The sequence below is a fragment of the Nocardioides sp. Z30_9 genome (genome assembly GCF_058215735.1).
Genome location: NZ_JBZAJF010000001.1, coordinates 737,388 through 755,822 on the forward strand (window position 1 = coordinate 737,388; position 18,435 = coordinate 755,822).

Annotated in this window: 18 protein-coding genes; 13 read left to right on the forward strand and 5 right to left on the reverse strand. The window is 70.6% G+C overall.

The features are described from left to right. On the reverse strand, positions 1 to 1,077 hold the full coding sequence (locus tag AC4BGB_RS03695) for a glycosyltransferase family 2 protein (RefSeq protein WP_490544824.1): 1,077 nt from the start codon (positions 1,075 to 1,077) through the stop codon (positions 1 to 3). Between the two features lie 205 nt (positions 1,078 to 1,282). On the opposite strand from AC4BGB_RS03695, the gene AC4BGB_RS03700 reads away from it, so the two are divergent. From AC4BGB_RS03700 to AC4BGB_RS03755, 12 genes are all read left to right on the forward strand, one after another. Beyond that, on the forward strand, positions 1,283 to 1,912 hold the full coding sequence (locus tag AC4BGB_RS03700) for a class F sortase (protein ID WP_490544826.1): 630 nt from the start codon (positions 1,283 to 1,285) through the stop codon (positions 1,910 to 1,912). A gap of 10 nt (positions 1,913 to 1,922) precedes the next feature. After that, on the forward strand, positions 1,923 to 3,062 hold the full coding sequence (locus AC4BGB_RS03705; RefSeq protein WP_490544828.1) for a sensor histidine kinase: 1,140 nt from the start codon (positions 1,923 to 1,925) through the stop codon (positions 3,060 to 3,062). Continuing rightward, positions 3,059 to 3,742, forward strand: coding sequence for a response regulator (locus tag AC4BGB_RS03710; protein ID WP_490544830.1), 684 nt, complete (start codon positions 3,059 to 3,061; stop codon positions 3,740 to 3,742). The genes AC4BGB_RS03705 and AC4BGB_RS03710 overlap by 4 nt, the downstream gene beginning before the upstream one ends. A gap of 265 nt (positions 3,743 to 4,007) precedes the next feature. Continuing rightward, the gene (kdpF, locus tag AC4BGB_RS03715; RefSeq protein WP_490544832.1) at positions 4,008 to 4,097 is read left to right on the forward strand and encodes a K(+)-transporting ATPase subunit F; all 90 of its coding nucleotides are present in this window, start codon (positions 4,008 to 4,010) and stop codon (positions 4,095 to 4,097) included. Next, a complete protein-coding gene (kdpA, locus tag AC4BGB_RS03720; RefSeq protein WP_490544834.1) occupies positions 4,097 to 5,758 on the forward strand; it encodes a potassium-transporting ATPase subunit KdpA in 1,662 nt (553 codons plus the stop codon). Before kdpF ends, kdpA begins: the two co-directional genes overlap by 1 nt. Further along, positions 5,758 to 7,932 carry a potassium-transporting ATPase subunit KdpB gene (gene kdpB / locus AC4BGB_RS03725; protein ID WP_490544836.1) on the forward strand — a complete coding sequence of 725 codons (2,175 nt, stop codon included), beginning with the start codon at positions 5,758 to 5,760 and terminating at the stop codon, positions 7,930 to 7,932. The genes kdpA and kdpB overlap by 1 nt, the downstream gene beginning before the upstream one ends. After that, complete coding sequence (locus tag AC4BGB_RS03730) at positions 7,932 to 8,786, forward strand: potassium-transporting ATPase subunit C (RefSeq protein WP_490544837.1); 855 nt, start codon at positions 7,932 to 7,934, stop codon at positions 8,784 to 8,786. Before kdpB ends, AC4BGB_RS03730 begins: the two co-directional genes overlap by 1 nt. 35 nt (positions 8,787 to 8,821) lie before the next feature. Continuing rightward, a complete protein-coding gene (locus tag AC4BGB_RS03735) occupies positions 8,822 to 11,398 on the forward strand; it encodes a sensor histidine kinase (RefSeq protein ID WP_490544839.1) in 2,577 nt (858 codons plus the stop codon). Next, positions 11,398 to 12,075 (forward strand): response regulator, encoded by a 678-nt coding sequence (locus AC4BGB_RS03740; RefSeq protein WP_490544840.1) that lies wholly within the window; start codon positions 11,398 to 11,400, stop codon positions 12,073 to 12,075. Before AC4BGB_RS03735 ends, AC4BGB_RS03740 begins: the two co-directional genes overlap by 1 nt. A gap of 182 nt (positions 12,076 to 12,257) precedes the next feature. Next, complete coding sequence (locus tag AC4BGB_RS03745; protein ID WP_490544842.1) at positions 12,258 to 13,397, forward strand: ABC transporter permease; 1,140 nt, start codon at positions 12,258 to 12,260, stop codon at positions 13,395 to 13,397. After that, positions 13,394 to 14,083, forward strand: coding sequence for an ABC transporter ATP-binding protein (locus AC4BGB_RS03750; RefSeq protein ID WP_490544844.1), 690 nt, complete (start codon positions 13,394 to 13,396; stop codon positions 14,081 to 14,083). The genes AC4BGB_RS03745 and AC4BGB_RS03750 overlap by 4 nt, the downstream gene beginning before the upstream one ends. 18 nt (positions 14,084 to 14,101) lie before the next feature. Continuing rightward, on the forward strand, positions 14,102 to 14,722 hold the full coding sequence (locus tag AC4BGB_RS03755; protein ID WP_490544846.1) for a TetR/AcrR family transcriptional regulator: 621 nt from the start codon (positions 14,102 to 14,104) through the stop codon (positions 14,720 to 14,722). A gap of 21 nt (positions 14,723 to 14,743) precedes the next feature. Here the strand turns inward: AC4BGB_RS03755 and AC4BGB_RS03760 are convergent, their stop codons facing one another. The 4 genes from AC4BGB_RS03760 to AC4BGB_RS03775 form a co-directional block, all read right to left on the reverse strand. Continuing rightward, positions 14,744 to 14,947 carry a hypothetical protein gene (locus AC4BGB_RS03760; protein WP_490544847.1) on the reverse strand — a complete coding sequence of 68 codons (204 nt, stop codon included), beginning with the start codon at positions 14,945 to 14,947 and terminating at the stop codon, positions 14,744 to 14,746. A gap of 67 nt (positions 14,948 to 15,014) precedes the next feature. Continuing rightward, positions 15,015 to 15,584 carry a GNAT family N-acetyltransferase gene (locus tag AC4BGB_RS03765; RefSeq protein ID WP_490544849.1) on the reverse strand — a complete coding sequence of 190 codons (570 nt, stop codon included), beginning with the start codon at positions 15,582 to 15,584 and terminating at the stop codon, positions 15,015 to 15,017. 78 nt (positions 15,585 to 15,662) lie between these two features. Continuing rightward, positions 15,663 to 16,556 carry an SMP-30/gluconolactonase/LRE family protein gene (locus tag AC4BGB_RS03770; protein WP_490544851.1) on the reverse strand — a complete coding sequence of 298 codons (894 nt, stop codon included), beginning with the start codon at positions 16,554 to 16,556 and terminating at the stop codon, positions 15,663 to 15,665. A gap of 41 nt (positions 16,557 to 16,597) precedes the next feature. After that, positions 16,598 to 17,530, reverse strand: coding sequence for an LLM class flavin-dependent oxidoreductase (locus tag AC4BGB_RS03775; protein ID WP_490544852.1), 933 nt, complete (start codon positions 17,528 to 17,530; stop codon positions 16,598 to 16,600). A 226-nt stretch (positions 17,531 to 17,756) separates the two neighbouring features. Here AC4BGB_RS03775 and AC4BGB_RS03780 point away from each other — a divergent pair, with 226 nt between their 5' ends. Next, positions 17,757 to 18,416, forward strand: a complete 660-nt coding sequence (locus tag AC4BGB_RS03780) for a TetR/AcrR family transcriptional regulator (RefSeq protein ID WP_490544854.1) — start codon at positions 17,757 to 17,759, stop codon at positions 18,414 to 18,416. The last annotated feature ends 19 nt before the right edge of the window (positions 18,417 to 18,435 follow it).

Genomic DNA, 18,435 nt, shown 5'->3' on the forward strand with positions numbered 1-18,435 from the left:
CTACCACCTCCTCTCTCGACGAAGAACTGCATCCGCGTACGCCTTCGCGTGCACGACCTGCAGGAATATGTCGTAGCCGAGCTCGTACATCGTGCCCGCCAGCAGCATGTGCCCCGGGCCACGATCCTTGACGGTGACGATCCGCTCGACCACGAAGATCAAGGTGACGGCCATCCAGAACGGCCGCACGTGTACCGCCCCGTACACCGCGAGCGACCAGAAGATGCTGCCCAGGTAGCAGGCAGTGACCACGATGCCGATCGCGGTGAAGATCTGACGGCCCCAGTAGCGCCAGGTCACCCTGGTCACGCCGTACTGCGCGCAGTTCTCCAGGGCGCCCCGCTTCCAGCGCAGCCGCTGGTTCCACAACGCCCGCCAGGTCGGCATTACCTCGGTGGTCAGCGTGCACTCCTTGGGCGAGAGCACCTTGTAACCGAGGTGCTTCAGGGCGAAGGTGAGCTCGTTGTCCTCGGTCAGCACCGTGGTGTCGTAGATTCCACCGCGCCCGTCGCCGGGCGGGATCCGGCCCTCGCGCCGGGCCCGCGACACCTCGCGCAACGTCTGCACCCGCAGGACCGCGGCCGTACCGGTCACCACCAGGCACTTGCCCTTGAGGCGACGTACGTCGCGGGCGTAGCGCGCGTACTCGTTGCGCTGCAGGTGACCGACGAAGGTGCGGTCCTCCCGGCCGCGGAAAGTACCACCGACGGCACCCAGGTGCGGATCCTCGTTCAGGTAGCGCATCGCGGCGGACAGGAAACCCTGGTCGAGGCTGCTGTCGGCATCCTGTACCAGGACTGCAACATCGTCGGGCAGGCAAGGCAGCAGCGCGGCGAGCGCCTGGTTCAGCGCACCGGCCTTCTTCGCCTTGTTTCCGACGGTCTCGATGACCTCCGCGCCGTGCTCACGCGCGACCCGGGCGGTGTCGTCCGTGCAGTTGTCCGCAGCCACGACGATCCGCTCCGGGGCCGGGTCCTGGGCCTGCAGCCCGAGGATGGCCTCGGCGATCGTCTCGCCCTCGTTGTGAGCAGGGATCAGAGCCACGACCTGCCGCACGGCGCAGCTGAAGCCTGACACGTTCTTCGCTACCTCCTGGTACTCGATGGCGCCTTCTGGAGCCAGTTCCAGAGTCGCGGAACCGGGGCCGCCGGACATCGGTCCGAGGTCGCGTCCGCAGGTCTCTTGGTCGACTCCGCGAACCGACCAACGGATCGACCTTCGTCGCTCGACTCGCGACCTGCGGCCGAGGCGGCGAAGGCCCGCTCGGCGTGAAGATCGATGCATGAAGAAGCTGCCATCGATCCAGTCAGTGCTCGGGACCCTGCTCAGCCTCACGCTGCTCCTCGGTGTGCTGTCCCAGGTCCCCTGGGCCAGCCTCGGCGCCACGCTGGGGTGGGGACCGGCGACGTACGACGAGCAGGCCACTGCTCAACGCCAGGACGCTCCGGACGCCGACTCGACCGGCACCGACAGGAACCTCCGGGACGCGCCCTCGACCCTGCACGTCGCGGCCTGGGGCCAGGACTTCGGGGTCCAGGGCGTGCGGCGAGACGACCGCGGGGCGCTGGTTCCCCCCGACGACGTGTCCACCCTGGGATGGTGGAACGGCGGGGCCCTGCCAGGGGACGGCAGCGGCGCCGTGGTGCTCGTCGTCCACCGGGACAGTGCCACCCAGGGACGCGGCCCGTTCGCGAGGCTCGAGGAGCTGACCGAGGGCACCCGCGTGAGCCTTGACGGCCACACCTACCGCTTGGAGAGCCTGAAGACCTACCGCAAGGACGCCCTTCCGTCAGAGAAGGTGTTCGGGCAGGACGGCTCCGAGCGACTGGTCATCGTGACCTGCGGTGGCCGCTACTCCCCCACACGCGGGTGGGACTCCAACGTCGTCGCCACGTTCGAACCGGCCACCTAGGCTGATAGGCATGGCAACGAGGTGGGCCAGGTTCGTCACGTCGAGCCGGTTCCTCGACGTCGTCGCCATCGTGATCACCCTCGGGATCACCGTCATCGCGATTCGGAGAGCGGACCCCTTCGAGCCGGGCGTGCTCACCCTCGGCCTCGTGGCCCTGTCCTGCCTCGCCATCGTGGAGCGCCACCGCTTCCCCGAGCTGGCGCTCGGAATCAGCGTGGCCGCGCTCCTGGTGCTCGAGCAGCCCGCGCCGGTGATGCTCACCGCAGGCAATCTCGCCGCCGCCTACGGCAACCGAGCCCGGACCTGGGTCGCGCTTGCGATCGCTTCGGCGCCCGTTCTCCTGGGGATCGGGATCGAGGGGTACCAACCCGCGGGCCTGGCCCTGATCTGGGGCTCGTTGGTCATGCTTCCCGCGACCGTCGGCCTCTACGTCAACTCCCGCCACCGCGCCGTGGACGCGGCGAACGCCCGCGCCGAGGAGCTCGCGGCCGCGCAGGAAGTCCTGGCACGGGCGGCGAGGCGCGACGAGCGCACCCGGATCGCCCGGGAGATGCACGACGTCGTCGCCCACCAGGTCAGCCTGATCGCGCTGCAGGCCGGTGCCCTGGAGGTCACGGCCGAGGGGACCCCGGAGGCGGACTCCGCACGGATGATCCGGGAGACGGCCCGGCAGGCGCTCGATGAACTGCGTAACGTCGTCGGTGTGCTGCGCACCGACGAGACCGCCGCTGAGCGAGCCCCTCAGCCGTCCGTCGACGCGCTGGAGGCCCTGGTCTCCCAGTGGCGGGACGCCGGGATGGACGTGACCCTGTTGGACCACATCCCGCCGCGCCTGCCGGAGACCGTGCCCAGGCAGGTCGGGATCACGGGGTACCGGGTGGTGGAGGAGGCGCTGACCAACGCCAGCAAGCACGCAGCCGGGTCGCGGGTCGAGGTGGCCGTCGCCGAGCGCGACGGCTGCCTGTCCCTGGTGGTGCACAACACCGCCCCGACCCGGGTCTCCTCCCGGGCCGCGACCGGGTCCGGCACCGGCCTCCACGGCCTGCGCGAGCGGGTCGAACAGGTGAGAGGCTCCCTCGAGGCCGGCCCCGACGGCGACGGCGGTTACCGGGTCTCGGTGCTGCTGCCGCTGAGCGGCGGCGAGCAGTGAGCACGAACGACGGGTCGGTTCCGGAGGACCGGATCCGCGTCCTCCTGGTCGACGACGAGGTCCTCGTGCGCACCGGGCTGCGGATGATCCTCTCCTCGGCGCCGGACCTGGAGGTCGTCGGGGAGGCCGCGGACGGGGACGACGTCGTGGACCAGGTCCGCGCGGCTCAGCCAGACATCGTGCTGATGGACATCCGGATGCCCAGGGTGGACGGGCTGCGGGCACTCACGCTCGTGCGGGCGCTCCCCCAGCCACCCCAGGTCGTCATCCTCACGACGTTCGACCTGGACGAGCACGTGTACGAGGCCCTGGAGAACGGCGCGGCCGGGTTCCTGCTGAAGGACACCCCGCCACAGGGGCTGATCCAGGCGCTGCGGACCGTCGCCACGGGCAACGCCATCCTCTCGCCCTCCCTGACCAGTCGGCTCTCGCGGACCTACGCACGCCAGGTGCCCGCGGAGCTCAGTCGCCAGATCGCCGGCCTGTCCGAGCGCGAGCGAGCGGTCCTTGCCCAGATCGGGCAGGGCCTCTCCAACGCCGAGATCGGCCGTGACCTCTTCATCAGCGAGGCCACGGTGAAGGCCCACGTCACCCACCTCCTGACCAAGCTCGGCGCCACGAACAGGGTGCAGCTCGCGATCGCGGCCAACCGCGCGGGGCTGGTCCACGAGGAGAGCTGAGCGCGCACACCGCGCCGTGGCGGCCCCGCGTAGGCAACGCGTCAACGTGGCGTCGGGACGCGTAGGGATTTCGTCAGGATCCGCCGTCTGGGCTGACAGCGCCTCAGAACCGTGGCTTGAGTGGGCTCTCGGCCCGCCCGAAGAGTCAGGGCGGCCGTGCTCCCAGCCCGGAAGGATCCCCGTCCATGGCCGACCTCGGTCTCCTCGTCCTGACACTCCTGCTGTTCGGTGTGCTCGCCCTCTTCCTGAAGGGGGTCGAGCGACTGTGACCGCCGTGAACCTGGTCGGCCTGGTCCTGGCTGTCGGCCTGGGGATCTTCCTCCTCGCTGCCCTGCTGTTCGCGGAGCGATTCTGATGAGCGACTCCCTGGCCGCCGGGTTGTTCATCGCGACCCTGGTCGTCGCCTGGGCTGCGGCGTACCGGCTCTTCGGGGATCACCTGTTCCGTGTGGTGACCTCACAACGTCACCACCGGGTCGAGCGGGTCGTCCAGCGGCTGATCGGTGTCGATGCGACCTCCGAGCAGAGGGCCGGCGCCTACGCCCGCAGCGTGCTGGCGTTCTCGGCGGTCTCCACCGTGCTCCTCTACGGGTTGCAGCGCCTCCAGGGCCATCTGTGGCTCGGCGCCGGCCTGCCCGGGGTGGAGTCGCACGTCGCCTGGAACACGGCGGTCAGCTTCGTCACGAACACCAACTGGCAGGCCTACTCCGGTGAGTCGACGATGACCCACCTCACCCAGATGAGCGGGCTCGCGGTGCAGAACTTCCTCTCCGCCGCCGTGGGCATCGCCGTCGCGGTCGCGGTGATCCGTGGACTCACGCGCAGCCGCAGCAACCTGCTGGGCAACTTCTGGGTCGACCTCACTCGTCTGGTGATCCGGGTGCTCCTGCCGGTCGCGGCGCTCGGCACGATCGTGTTCATCGCGGCCGGCGTGGTGCAGAACCTCACCGCAGGCACGGAGATCACCGGCCTCACCGGCGGCTCGCAGACGGTGACCGGCGGCCCCGTGGCGAGCCAGGAGGTCATCAAGCAGCTCGGCACCAACGGTGGCGGCTTCTACAACGCCAACTCGGCCCACCCGTTCGAGAACCCCACGGCGTGGACGAACTGGCTGCAGATCTTCCTGATCGGGCTCATCCCGTTCGCGCTGCCGCGCGTCTTCGGCCGGATGGCGGGCGACAAGCGCCAGGGGCTGGCGATCGTGGCCGCGATGGGACTGATCGCCCTGGTGTCGGTGACCCTGCTCAACGTCGTCGAGCTGACGCACCCGGGCACGGTGCCGGGCGCCGCCGGTGCGTCACTGGAGGGTCGGGAGACCCGGTTCGGCACCGGCAACTCCGCCACCTTCGCAGCGATGACCACGCTCACCTCGACCGGTGCGGTGAACTCCTTCCACGACTCCTACTCCGGTCTCGGCGGGGGTCTCACCATGTTCAACATGATGCTCGGGGAGGTCGCACCCGGCGGGGTCGGCTCCGGCCTGTACGGGATGCTCGTCCTCGCGGTGATCACGGTCTTCGTCGCCGGGCTCATGGTCGGACGGACCCCTGAGTTCCTCGGCAAGAAGATCGGCGCCCGAGAGATCAAGCTGGCCTCGCTGTACTTCCTGGTCACCCCCTGCCTGGTGCTGGTCGGCACCGCGCTGGCGATGGCGAACGACGAGCAACGCGCCTCGATGCTGAACACCGGCATGCACGGCTACTCCGAGGTCCTCTACGCGTTCACCTCCGCCAGCAACAACAACGGCTCCGCGTTCGCCGGGCTGACCGTCAACCTCTGGTGGTACGACGTCGCCCTCGGACTGTGCATGCTGCTGGGCCGGTTCCTGCCCATCGTGCTCGTGCTGGCCCTCGCCGGCAGCCTGGCGCGGCAGGCCCCCACTCCTCCGTCGGCCGGGACGATGCCGACCCACACCCCCTTGTTCGTCTCCATGCTGGTCGCGGTGACCGTCATCCTGGTCGCCCTGACCTTCCTCCCGGCCCTCGCCCTGGGCCCGATCGCGGAAGGACTCCTCTGATGGCTGCATCCGTGGCCCCGTCCACCCCGGCTCCGTCCACCTCACCCCCGCCCACGCCGGCAGCGCCCGCTTCCAGGGTCGCCGGCGGCCTGTTCGACCCCCGCCAGCTGCTCAGGTCCCTGCCCGATGCGATACGCAAGCTGGACCCCAGGGTGATGTGGCGCAACCCGGTGATGCTGATCGTCGAGGTCGGCGCCGTCTTCACCACGGTGCTCGCCGTCCATGACCCCTCGGTGTTCGCGTGGCTGATCACCGCCTGGCTGTGGGCGACCGTAGTCTTCGCCAACCTCGCCGAGGCCGTGGCCGAGGGGCGCGGCAAGGCTCAGGCCGAGACGCTGCGCAGGACCCGTCAGGGCACGGTCGCCCGCCGCGTCACCGGCTGGCGACCGGGCATGGCGATCTCCGACTCGGACCTGGAGGAGCTGCCCGCCCCCGGCCTCGCCAAGGGCGACGTAGTCGTGGTCGAAGCGGGCGAGATCGTCCCCGGGGACGGCGACGTCGTGGAGGGCATCGCCAGCGTCGACGAGTCCGCGATCACCGGTGAGTCCGCGCCGGTCATCCGCGAGTCAGGTGGGGACCGCTGCGCAGTCACCGGGGGCACCAAGGTGCTGTCGGACCGCATCGTCGTCCGGATCACCCAGACCCCTGGAGCGAGCTTCGTCGACCGGATGATCTCCCTGGTGGAGGGCGCCGACCGGCAGAAGACGCCCAACGAGATCGCCCTGAACATCCTGCTCGCGGCGCTCTCGGCCATCTTCTTGATGGCGGTGGCGACCGTGCAGCCGCTGGCGATCTACGCCAAGCAGGTCAACGCCGCCGCCCCCGACACCGCCGCCCTGGACGGCAGCGGCGTGTCCGGCGTGGTCCTGGTGGCACTGCTGGTCTGCCTGATCCCGACCACCATCGGCGCACTGCTGTCCGCGATCGGGATCGCCGGCATGGACCGGCTGGTGCAGCGCAACGTGCTGGCGATGAGCGGCCGCGCGGTCGAGGCGGCCGGCGACGTGAACACCCTGCTGCTGGACAAGACCGGCACCATCACCCTCGGCAACCGGCAGGCAACGGAGTTCACGCCCGTCCCGGGGGTCGACATCGCCGACCTCGCGGACGCGGCGCAGCTCTCCAGCCTGGCCGACGAGACCCCCGAGGGCCGCTCGATCGTGATCCATGCCAAGCAGGCCCATGGTCTGCGCGAGCGGCGACCCGGTGAGCTCACCGAGGCGGTCTGGGTGCCCTTCACCGCCCAGACCCGGATGTCCGGCGTCGACCTCGACGGACGGGAGATCCGCAAGGGCGCCGCGGCCGCGGTGATGCACTGGGTCCGCGAGAACGGCGGGCACCCCACCCTCGAGGCCGCCGCCATCGTCGACGCGGTCAGCGCCAGCGGTGGCACACCGCTCGTCGTCGCCGAGAAGGACGGTGACCAGCTGGCCCGGGCGCTCGGCGTCGTCCACCTCAAGGACGTGGTCAAGGAGGGCATGCGCGAGCGGTTCGACGAGATGCGCCGGATGGGCATCAGGACCGTGATGATCACCGGGGACAACCCACTCACCGCCAAGGCCATCGCCGAGGAGGCCGGGGTCGACGACTTCCTCGCCGAGGCGACCCCCGAGGACAAGATGGCCCTGATCAAGGCCGAGCAGGCCGGTGGGCGGTTGGTCGCGATGACCGGCGACGGCACGAACGACGCCCCCGCCCTGGCGCAGGCCGACGTCGGCGTCGCGATGAACACCGGCACGTCGGCGGCCAAGGAGGCCGGCAACATGGTCGACCTCGACTCCGACCCGACCAAGCTCATCGAGATCGTCGAGATCGGCAAGCAGCTGCTGATCACCCGTGGCGCGCTCACCACGTTCTCCATCTCCAACGACATCGCCAAGTACTTCGCGATCATCCCGGCGATGTTCGCCGGCGTGTACCCGAGCCTGGACCGGCTCAACGTCATGGCGCTGTCCAGCCCGCAGTCGGCGATCCTGTCCGCGGTCGTCTTCAACGCCCTGGTCATCGTCGCGCTGATCCCGCTGGCGTTGCGCGGGGTGTCCTACCGCCCCGGCGGGGCGGCGGCACTGCTGCGCCGCAACCTGCTCGTGTACGGCGCCGGCGGGGTCGTCGCGCCGTTCATCGGGATCAAGCTCATCGACCTGCTCGTACAACTCCTCCCCGGGATGGCGTGATGCGTACCTCCAACCTGTTCGCGGCCCGCCATCTCGCCTCGGTTCGCGCTGTGCTCGTCTTCACCGCCCTGCTCGGGCTCGGGTACCCGCTCACCATGGTCGCGGTGGCCCAGCTGCCCGGACTCGATGCCCGGGCGGACGGCTCTTTCGTGCGCGCCGGCGGCCACGTGGTGGGGAGCCGCCTGGTCGGCCAGTCGTTCACCGATGCCGACGGTGCCCCGGTCCGGACCTATTTCCAGTCCCGGCCTTCCGCAGCAGGCGACGGCTACGACCCGACCTCCACGTCGGCCAGCAACCTCGGACCCGAGGACGTGGTCGACACCCCCGACCGACCCAGCCTCCTCACGCAGGTCTGCGCCCGCAGCCGCGCCGTGGGTGAGCTCGAGGGCGTCGACGGCAGCCGCCCCTACTGCGCCGGAGGCGTGGGAGCCGTCCTCGGTGTCCACCACAGCGATGGGCTGACCGGAGAGGTGACCCGCGTGGTCACCCTGAACCAGCACGAGGGCACCCCGTTCCGCAGCGAGTACCGAGGGGTGCCGGTGGAGCTCGCGGTGCCGGGCGAGGACTACCCGGGAGCGACGGTGGTCTCGATCCGTGGCGAGGCACCCTCCGACCCGGCCGTGCCAGCGAACGCGGTCACGGCGAGCGGCTCCGGCCTCGACCCGCACATCTCCCCGGCGTACGCCCGGCTCCAGGCCCCACGAGTGGCGCGGGAACGCGGCATCGACCTCGCCGAGGTGCGATCGTTGATCGACGACCACACGCACGGCCGCACCCTCGGGATCCTCGGGGAGCCGGGCGTGAACGTCCTGGAGCTGAACCTGGAGCTCGACCGGCGCCACCCCAGCGGGTGAGCTCCGTGACGATGGTGGAGAGGAGGTGGGGCACGATGAGTCGCGGCAGGCTGCGCGTCTACCTCGGCGCCGCCCCGGGCGTGGGCAAGACCTACCGCATGCTCGCGGAGGGACACCGGCGCAAGGCACGCGGCACCGACGTCGTCATCGGCTACGTCGAGCCCCACGACCGACCGTTGACGCGCGAGATGGGCCAGGGCCTGGAGACGGTCCCCCAACGCCACCTGACCCATCGCGGCACCCTGTTCGGCGAGATGGATCTCGACGCCGTGCTCGCCCGGCGCCCGGCAGTGGCGCTCGTCGACGAGATGGCCCACACCAACGTCCCGGGCTGCCGCCACGAGAAGCGGTGGCAGGACATCGAGGAGCTGCTCGACGCCGGGATCGACGTCATCACCACCGTGAACATCCAGCACCTGGAATCCCTCAACGACGTCGTCGAGCAGATCACGGGCATCGTCCAGCGGGAGAAGATCCCCGATGCGGTGGTCCGCGGCGCGGAGCAGATCGAGCTGGTCGACATGACCCCCGAGGCACTGCGGCGACGGATGGCACACGGCAACGTCTACCGACCGGACAAGGTCGACGCCGCGCTGGGCAACTACTTCCGCGTCGGCAACCTCACCGCCCTGCGGGAGCTGGCGCTGCTGTGGCTGGCCGACAAGGTCGACGAGCAGCTCGACCGGTACCGACGCGACCACCACATCGAGGGCACCTGGGAGACCCGCGAACGCGTCGTCGTCGCGGTGACCGGTGGCCCCGAGGGCGACACGCTCGTACGGCGCGCCGGCCGGATCGCCGACCGGGCGCGCGGCGCGGACCTGCTCGCCGTGCACGTGATGCAGACCGAGGGCCTCACTGGCGCCGACCCGGTCCACCTCGCTCGCCAGCGCACCCTGGTCGAGAGCATGGGGGGCTCGTTCCACCAGGTCGTCGGTGACGACGTCCCCGGGTCGCTGCTGTCCTTCGCCCGTGGCGTCAACGCCACCCAGCTCGTCCTCGGTGCCAGCCGGCACGGTCGCTTCACCCAGCTGTTCTCCCGCGGCATCGGCGTGGCGACGGTCTCCGAGTCCGGGACCATCGACGTCCACCTCGTCACCCACGAGGAGACCCGGCGGCCGGTGTTCGGGCGCGGTCTGACGAGGAGCCGCGACGGGTCGCCCCGGCGCCTGCGGTGGGGACTCGGCCTGACGGCGATCCTGATGCCGGCCCTGACGATCGCGATGACCCCGTTCAAGAACGACCTCGCGTTCTCCAGCCTGATCCTGCTCTTCCTCGTCGCCGTCGTCGCGATCTCACTCGTCGGGCGCCTCTGGGCCGCCCTGACCGCAGCCGTGGCCGGTTCGCTGCTCCTCAACTACTTCTTCACGCCACCGGTGGGCACGTGGACGATCGCCGCGTCGGAGAACGTCCTCGCCCTGGTCGTCTTCGTGCTCGTCGCCGTCACCGTCAGCTTCATCGTCGACCTCGCGGCCCGTCGTACCCAGCAGGCCGCGCGGGCACGTCGGGAGGCCACCGCGCTGGCGGCGGTCGCCGGCAGCGTCCTGCGCGGTTCCCGGCCCCTGCCTGCGCTCCTGGAGCAGCTCAAGGAGTCCTTCGCGCTCGAATCGGTCACCCTCCTGGAGCGAGACCCGGACCTGCCGGAGACGCCGACCGAGCGCCGCAACCCGCGCCTGTGGACCGTGGCCGAGAGCGTCGGCACGCGCCCCTGCGCGACCCCCGGCGACGGCGACACCGAGGTGCCCGTCGACGACCACCTCACCCTGGTTCTCGTCGGTCGCACGCTGGACGCCACGGACCAGCGCGTGGTCGAGGCGTTCGCTTCCCAGGCCGCGTTGGCGCTGCGCCAACAGCGCCTCGCCGAGCAGGCGGCCGCGGCTGTCCCGATCGCGGAGGCCGACAGGCTGCGGACCGCGCTGCTGCGCGCCGTCAGTCACGACCTGCGTGCCCCCCTGGCCTCCGCGAAGGCAGCGGTCCAGGGGCTGCGCACCCCCGACGTGGTCTTCGACGAGACCGACCGCCAGGAGCTGCTGGCCACCGCCGACGAGTCCCTGGACCTCCTCACCCACCTTGTCGAGAACCTGCTCGACATGAGCCGGCTCCAGGCCGGTGCCCTCGGCGTGCACCCGGAGCCGACCAGCGTCGCCGAGGTCGTCCCGCTGGCCGTCGACGAACTGGGCAGCGCCGCGGACGCTGTCTCGATCCAGCTGGCCCAGGACCTGCCCGAGGTGATGGCCGACCCGGCCCTGGTCCAGCGGATCCTCGCCAACCTGCTCTCCAACGCACTGAAGTTCTCCCCTGCCGGCACGTCGCCGACGGTCACCGCCAGTGCCCACGGAGGCCGGGTGCACATTCGGGTCATCGATCGCGGGCCGGGACTTCCCAGGGGTGAGCGGGAGCGGGTCTTCCTGCCCTTCCAGCGTTCCGGTGACCGGCACGGCCCCCCTGGTATCGGCCTCGGCCTCGCCCTCTCGCGAGGACTCGCCGAGGCCATGGCCGGCGCCCTCGACGCCGACGAGACCCCGGGCGGGGGCCTGACCATGGACCTCGCCCTTCCGGCCGCGCCGCGCCGCGAGCCGGCTCCCGAGCGGCGCGAGGAGGCGACCACCTGATGCGCGTCCTGGTCGTCGATGACGAACCCCAGATCCTCAGGGCGCTGCGCATCAACCTGCAGGCCCGCCAGTTCGACGTCGTCGCCGCGGCCGACGGGGCCACCGCGCTCGAGGCCGCCAGGAACCAGCGGCCCGACCTCGTGATCCTCGACCTCGGCCTGCCCGACCTCGACGGCGTCGACGTCATCCGGTCGCTGCGGACCTGGACCGACGTGCCGGTCATCGTGCTCTCGGGGCGGGCCGGGAGCAGCGACAAGATCGTCGCCCTCAACACGGGTGCCGACGACTACGTCACCAAGCCCTTCAGCGTCGAGGAGCTCCTCGCCCGCATCAGGGCCGTCAGCCGGCGGCTCCGGCCCGAGACGACCGACGACGAGCCCGTCGAGATCGGTACGCACACGGTGAGCCTCGCCGAGAAGTGGGTCCGGGGGGCCGATGGCGAGCTCGTGCACCTCACCAGGACGGAGTGGGACCTGCTCGCCATCCTGGTGCGCAACCCGGGCAAGCTCGTCAGCCAACGCCAGCTGCTGCAGGACGTCTGGGGACCGACCTACCTCGAGGAGACCCACTACCTTCGCCAGTACCTCGCACAGCTGCGCAAGAAGCTGGAACCCGATCCGACCCGCCCCCGGCACCTCCTGACCGAACCCGGCATGGGCTACCGCTTCATGCCCTGACTTCATGCCCTGACTCGATGCCCTGACTCGATGTCCTGGGGCCCACCGGAGAACACGGCCAGATGCCACCTGGCCCGCTGCGCCCGGGCGCGACCTGGGATGCGACTCACACCCGATCGGCTTGCATGCCGACGCGGTGTCGGTATCTTTGAAACCATGATTCCGATGTCGTCAGGACAACGATGAAGTCCTCCTTCCTAGCCATCCGAGAGCTCAGCTTCGCCCGCGGCCGATTCGCCCTGATGGGCTCGGTCGTGGCCTTGATCGCGGTCCTGATGGTGCTGCTCAGCGGCCTGTCCGTGGGCCTGGTCAATGACGGTGTCTCCGGCCTCCAGCGGATGCCGGTCGACTCCGTGTCGTTCCAGAAGGACGTCGAGAAGAGCTCGGCGTACTCACGCAGCGTCGTGGGACCCGACGCCGTGAAGGCCTGGTCGGAGCGCCCCGACGTGGCCGACGCGGCCCCGTTCGGGAACACGCTCGTCAACGGCCGCACCGACAACGGGGTGGAGATCGACCTCGCCCTGTTCGGCGTCGAGCTCGGATCCTTCATCGACCCGGACGTCGAGGACGGCAAGAACCTCGCCGGGGACGGGGAGATCGTGGTCTCCAGCACCGCAGCCGAGGAAGGCATCGATATCGGCGACACCGTCATCCTCGAGCCGAGCGGCATGGAGCTGAAGGTGGTCGGCGTCCTGGGCGACCAGCACACCTTCGGTCACGTCGACATCGGCTACCTCTCCATGCGCAGCTGGCAGGAGGCGAAGGCCGGCGTCCGCCAGGGTGACGCCGTGCCGCCGCGGGTGTACGAGGAGTTCACCGCTGTCGCGGTCAAGGGCAAGGACGGTGACAAGGTCGACCTCGCCGCCGGCGACAAGGCCGCGGGCACCACGTCGATGACCCTCGAGGACTCGTTCGGGGCCTCGCCGGGCTACTCGGCCGAGACCTCGACCCTGCAGCTCATCCAGGGCTTCCTCTACGTCATCTCCGCACTCGTGGTCGGCGCGTTCTTCACCGTCCTGACCATCCAGCGCCGCGGCGAGATCGCAGTGCTCCGCGCCCTCGGCGCCAGCAAGCGCTACCTGCTGGGCGACAGCCTGATGCAGTCCATCGTGCTGCTGGTCGCCTCTGCGGGCATCGGGATCGGCGTCGGCGTCGGACTGGGCGTGCTCATCGACGCCACCGAGATGCCGTTCGCGCTCGAGGCAGGACCCATCGCGGGCGCCGCCATGCTGCTGCTGGTCCTGGGGGTCAGCGGCGCCGCCGTGGCCGTCCAGCGTGTCACCCGTGTCGATCCACTGACTGCTCTGGGAGGAGGCCGATGAACACCGCACTCGAACTGTCCGATGTCACCCTGACGCACGGGGACGGCGAGGAGACCGTGAAGGCCCTCGACACCGTCAGCCTGCACGTCGAGCGAGGCGAGCTCGTGGCCATCGTCGGTCCCTCGGGGTCGGGCAAGTCCAGCCTGCTGGCCGTGGCCGGCGCGTTGACGACACCGACCTCCGGGGCGGTTCGCCTCGGCGACATCGACCTCGTCGCCGCCTCTCCCCGGGAGCGCGACACCGTACGCCGCGAGCGGATCGGCTTCGTCTTCCAGAGCAGCAACCTGGTGCCGGCACTGACTGCCCTCGACCAGGTGCGCCTGCCGCTGACCTTCGCCCGGCGGGAGAACCACCGCGACCCGATGGAGTTGCTCACCGAGGTCGGGATGGACCACAAGGCCAAGCGCCGCCCGCACGAGCTCTCCGGTGGGGAGCGGCAGCGGGTCGGTATCGCCCGGGCGCTCGTCACCGCGCCCGAGCTGCTGCTCGTCGACGAGCCCACTGCGGCACTCGACCGGCGACGGAGCCAGGAGATCGTCGGGCTGCTCGCCCGCGAGACCCACGGTCACGAGGTCGCCACGGTGATGGTCACGCACGACCACGAAGTTCTCCATCACTGCGACCGGGTGTATGAAATGGTCGACGGAAGGCTGGAGCTGCTCGGGGACCTGATGCAGACCCCGTGAAGGTAGGAGGTTGCGCCGATGCCGCGGATCGATGCCCCCACGGTCGCCGAGCACCGTGCCCGGCAGCACCGTGCGCTTCTCGACGCAGCGCGCGCGCTGCTCGCCGAGACGGGCAGCGCACCCTCGGTCGCGGCCGTGGGCCGGGCTGCCGGGCTGGCGCGGAGCAGCGTCTACCAGTACTTCACCTCGACCGACGACCTCCTGCGCGCGGTGGTCGCCGACGTCTTCCCCGAGTGGACCCGCCAGGTCCGGGAGCACGTCGCCGCCGCCGCGTCCCCGGGCGAGATGATCTGGGCCTACATCGAGGCGAACGTCAACCTGTTCGCCAGCTCCGAGCAGGCCGTGGCCCAGGCGCTGATCCGGGTCGTCGACCCGCAAGTCCTGCAGGGACCGATGGAGCAGTTCCATGCCGAGCTGCAACAGCCTCTGCGTGAGGCGCTCACCGCCTTCGGGGAACCGGAGGTCGACGCGGTCGCCGGCCTGATCGACTCCATGATCGTGCAGGCGTCGCGCACCGAGGGGCCCACCGACCCGGCGTGCGCAGCCCCGGCGAACCGTGCCGACCTGGCGCTTGCCCGACTGCGACGCCTGCTCGGGGGGTACGTCTCGGGGGCTGCTCCCTCCGGCCCCGCGACGTGAGCCGGTAGGTCCGGTCCGGCCTCAGCCGACCTTGCGGTACTTGCGGTGGATGGTCTGCTTGGTCACCCCGAGAAGGGTGCCGATCTCGGCCCAGCTCAGGCCCGAGTGCCGGGCCCGGCGTACGGCGACCTCCTCGCGGCGGGCCAGCTCGCGGCGCCGCTCCCGGACCGCCGCCAGCTCCCCCGTCACCCCGTCCCCGTCGTCGGTGCCCAGTGAAGTCCTCATCTCGTCAGCATGTGCTGACGGGGTGCTGTACGTCAAGGGTGGCGTTGGGAGTCGGTGGCGGTTTCCGCTAGCCCTCCCACTCCTCGGCCAGGAGCGCATAGCTGAGACCGTCGAGCCACTCCCCGCTGCGGTGGAGCGAGTCGCGGACGGTGTGCGCCTCGCGCCGCATGCCGAGTCGCTCCATCAGGCGCCACGAGGCGTCGTTGTCCGCGAAGCAGTTCGCCGTCACCCGGCGCAGCCAGAGGTCCTCGAAGCACACCTCGACGAGTGCGCGGACCGCCTCGGTGGCGTACCCGTGCCCGGCGTGGTCGGGGTGCAGGATCCAGCCGAGCTCGGCCTGGACCGCCCGGGCCCGGTCAGCGACCTCCGTCTGCGCCCAGCCGTCCTCCACCCGGAGCATCAGCTCGCCGATCACCACACCGTCGAGCTCGATCACCAGGGTGCGGGCGGGCCTGGACTCCTCGCCGTTGTGGGCGAGGTGCTCCGCCAGGGTGCCGGGCGACTGGGTGACCCAGCGGCTCACGTCATCGAGGCGGCGGAAGGCCCAGGTGTCCTCCAGGTCGGCGGCGCTCGCAGGCCGGATCGCCAGCCGCTCGGTCCGCACCGGCCAGGCGATCGTGCTCAGCGGGTCACTCACGGACCCCATCATGGCCGCCACCGGGGATGGCCGCCGACGACTCGCCCGCGGCCGCAGCCGCGGGCGAGTCGTCCCCCCTCAGGGGCGCCCTGCGTGGGCCACGTCCACCTCGACGGCCAGCAACCGGCCCTCACGCTCGCTCTTGCGGGCCTCTTCGTGGAAGTCCGGCGCGGAGCACAGGAACAGGGTGCGACCGTCCTCGCCACCGAGCATGCACGCGAACACCCCGCTGCCCGGCTGGACGCTCTGCTTGATGCTGCCGCCCTCGACGACCCGGATCGCCTGTCCGCCCACCGCATCGGCGACCCACAGCGCGCCCTCGGCGTCGAGCCCGCAGCCGTCCGGCGCTACGACCACCTGTGCGAGCAGCTTCTCGAGCTCGCGCTCGGTGGGAACCGGGCCGAACTCCGCCCACACGCGCCGGTTCTCGAGGGTGCCGTCCTCGGCGATGTCGAAGGCCGTGACCCTGTTGCCGAACGTCTCGCACACGAGGAGTACGCCGTCATCGGTGATCACGCTGCCGTTGGGGAACAGCATGTCCTCGGCGGCGACGGCGACGGTCCCGTCGGGGTCGACGCGCAGCAGCCGGGCCGGCTCCAGCGCGGCACCGCCCATCAGGTCGAACCCGAACTCACCGACGTAGGCGCGACCGCTCGAGTCGACCACCATGTCGTTCGGGTGTCCGCCCACGTGACCCGAGAGGTCGGCGTGGACGCTCAGCGACCCGTCGGTCTCGACACGCATGATCCGGGCGTCGCGCATGGAGACGACGAGCATCCGGCCGTCGGGCAGCCAGGCCAGGCCCGAGGGCTGCTGGGGCACCTCGAGCTCGACCCGCAGGTCAGTGCCGTCGGCGGCCGCGGAGTACACCGCGTAGGTGTAGAAGTCGGAGAACCAGATCCGGCCGTCGTGCCAGCGGGGGCACTCCAGGTAGGACAGGTTCTCGATCAGGGTGCGGGTCTCAAGGCTCATGGATACTCCGTTGCTGGATGGGATGGGTCGGTACTCACTTGTCAGCGGGCGACTTCGAGGAACCGCTCGAGCTCGCGCTCGACCTCGGACCCGCACGGCTGGAAGACGATCTCGGTGACGCCCTTGGCGCTGAGCTCCTGGAGCTTGTCGCGCACCTCGGCGCGGTTGCCGCTGAGCGTCACGTCGCGCAGCGTCACGTGCCCGCCGGCGTCCCAGGCGGCCTGGTCCGCCTCGTTGAGGCCGACGCAGTGCTGGGCGTGCACGGCCAGGTGCTGCTCCCCCGCCGGCATCCGTTCGACGACCTCGAGCCACGCCTCGCCACCGGGGAGCTCACGCACCGCCTCGGGACCACCGAACTCGTAGGCGCCGTGCAGCGACAGCGCCCACCCCGGACCGCCGGCCTCCCGGGCGTGCTCGGAGTCGTTGCTCTCGTCGTCCTCGAGCACCGTGCCCCAGGCCAGGTAGGCCGACCAGTCGTAGTCGCTCGCGAACTCGGGCAGCTGCAGCGTGGAGTACAGCCCGTCCGCGAGGGCGGCCGTGACCTTGTTGCCCTTGGGGCCGAGCGCACTGATGATCATCGGGACCTCGACCGGTCGCTGCGGGGCATGCCCGTCGGGGTGAAGCATCCGCATCCGTGCGCCCTCCCACTCGACGACCTCGCCGCGCAGCAGGCCGCGGTAGGCGGTGATGTAGGACTCCATGAACGCCCACGTGACGGCCCCGCAGCCCATGGCACGGCGTCCGGTGAACCCGGTCCCGAAGGCCACCACGACCCGGCCGGGCGCGAGGGCGCACAGTGTCGCCGTGGCGGCGGCGTTGACCATCGGGTGCCGCAGACTCGGCACCAGCACCCCCGGCCCGATCTCGATCCGCTCGGTCCGCTCGGCGGCCAGGGCCAGGGTCATCCAGACGTCGGGGCTCTGCTGCGGAGTGTCATAGACCCAGGCACGTTCATAGCCGAGCTGTTCGGCCACCGCCATCCGCGCGGGTGAGTCCAGGGCTGTCGGAAACGCGCACGACACCTTCATCTTCAGGTCGCTCCTCTTCAGTGGGCGGCTTGTGGACGTTGCCTGCGAGGCCCGAGGTCTTGCCGTAGCGTTGCCAACTAAGCGCATAGTCACCCGCAGGCCCGCAGTGTGTCATGCGTCACCAAGAGCGGTCCACAACCCTGCGCTCCCCCCGACCGGAAGTGACCCCCTCGTGGCCAAACCCAGGCAGGCACGACTGACCGCCGAGCAGGTGCGCCTGCTCCCGGACCTCGACGACGAGTCCCCCCAGCTGTGGGACCCACAGCTGGGCGACGTCCCCCGCGGACTGCTCACCTCGGCCGTGCGCTGCTTCGCCACGAACGGCTTCCACGGCACCACCACCCGGGACATCTCCACGATGCTCGGGCTGAGCCCCGCAGCCCTCTACGTGCACTTCGCATCCAAGGAACAGGTCCTCTTCGAGGTGATCCGGACCGGGCACGAGAGAGTGCTCGAACACATCTCCACGCCCGAGATCACAGGCATCGCCGACGCCGCCGGCGGGCTGGAGGCGATCGTGTCCGGCTACACCGAGTGGCATGCCCGTCACCACGTGGTCGCCCGGGTGTGCCAGTACGACCTCGCAGCCCTCACGGTCGAGCACTACGACGAGATCCTGGAGCTGCGGCACCGGACCAACACGGTGTTCCGTACGGCGGTCCGACGTGGCGTCGAGGACGGGACGTTCGCAGCCGTCGACGTCAACCGGACCGCGCGCGCCCTGCTGTCCCTGGGCATCGACCTCGTCCGGTGGTACCGCAGCGACGGTCCCGAAACACCCGCCCAGCTGGGCGCGTTCAACGCGATGCTCGCGCTCAAGCTGGTCAACTGATCGGTGGCCGCCCGTCGCG

Excerpts from the sequence above, each read along its gene's own strand:
- AC4BGB_RS03700 (WP_490544826.1), top strand. The coding sequence starts at position 1,283 with ATGAAGAAGCTGCCATCGATCCAGTCAGTGCTCGGGACCCTGCTCAGC.
- AC4BGB_RS03705 (WP_490544828.1), top strand. The coding sequence starts at position 1,923 with ATGGCAACGAGGTGGGCCAGGTTCGTCACGTCGAGCCGGTTCCTCGAC.
- kdpA (WP_490544834.1), top strand. The coding sequence starts at position 4,097 with ATGAGCGACTCCCTGGCCGCCGGGTTGTTCATCGCGACCCTGGTCGTC.
- kdpB (WP_490544836.1), top strand. The coding sequence starts at position 5,758 with ATGGCTGCATCCGTGGCCCCGTCCACCCCGGCTCCGTCCACCTCACCC.
- AC4BGB_RS03730 (WP_490544837.1), top strand. The coding sequence starts at position 7,932 with ATGCGTACCTCCAACCTGTTCGCGGCCCGCCATCTCGCCTCGGTTCGC.
- AC4BGB_RS03735 (WP_490544839.1), top strand. The coding sequence starts at position 8,822 with ATGAGTCGCGGCAGGCTGCGCGTCTACCTCGGCGCCGCCCCGGGCGTG.
- AC4BGB_RS03740 (WP_490544840.1), top strand. The coding sequence starts at position 11,398 with ATGCGCGTCCTGGTCGTCGATGACGAACCCCAGATCCTCAGGGCGCTG.
- AC4BGB_RS03745 (WP_490544842.1), top strand. The coding sequence starts at position 12,258 with ATGAAGTCCTCCTTCCTAGCCATCCGAGAGCTCAGCTTCGCCCGCGGC.
- AC4BGB_RS03750 (WP_490544844.1), top strand. The coding sequence starts at position 13,394 with ATGAACACCGCACTCGAACTGTCCGATGTCACCCTGACGCACGGGGAC.
- AC4BGB_RS03755 (WP_490544846.1), top strand. The coding sequence starts at position 14,102 with ATGCCGCGGATCGATGCCCCCACGGTCGCCGAGCACCGTGCCCGGCAG.
- AC4BGB_RS03760 (WP_490544847.1), bottom strand. The coding sequence starts at position 14,947 with ATGAGGACTTCACTGGGCACCGACGACGGGGACGGGGTGACGGGGGAG.
- AC4BGB_RS03770 (WP_490544851.1), bottom strand. The coding sequence starts at position 16,556 with ATGAGCCTTGAGACCCGCACCCTGATCGAGAACCTGTCCTACCTGGAG.